This is a genomic window from Synechococcus sp. OH2, assembly GCF_047462155.1.
Taxonomy (GTDB): domain Bacteria; phylum Cyanobacteriota; class Cyanobacteriia; order Thermostichales; family Thermostichaceae; genus Thermostichus.
This window is the reverse complement of the sequence record NZ_JANSIR010000092.1, coordinates 1-224: the sequence shown is the minus strand read 5'-3', so window position 1 is coordinate 224 and position 224 is coordinate 1. Positions and strand designations below refer to the sequence as shown.

Sequence of the window (224 nt, the reverse complement as noted above, 5' to 3'; positions counted from 1 at the left end):
GAGCTGAAGCATCCAAGACTCACGAGGCGGGTTCCCAGCCCCGGTTGCCGATTAACGGCAACGTTGTACAGTACCATCACCGTCCCCCTGTCCCGCGGTGTCGCAAAACCACAGGCAGGGCAGACATGATAGCGGTTACTTAGCTCTGCCCACTCCTTGTGAACAGCACCACACTGCGGACAGCGCTGAGACGGCTTGAGGGTTTGTGTAGGAAGAAACAAGAC

General features: G+C 57.6%; 1 protein-coding gene. It reads right to left on the bottom strand.

Annotated features, from left to right (window positions below; all coding sequences use genetic code 11):
- The coding region (locus tag NW835_RS08250; RefSeq protein WP_414415024.1) for a zinc ribbon domain-containing protein at positions 1-221 on the bottom strand (221 nt) is incomplete at its 3' end.
- Positions 222-224: the final 3 nt, after the last annotated feature.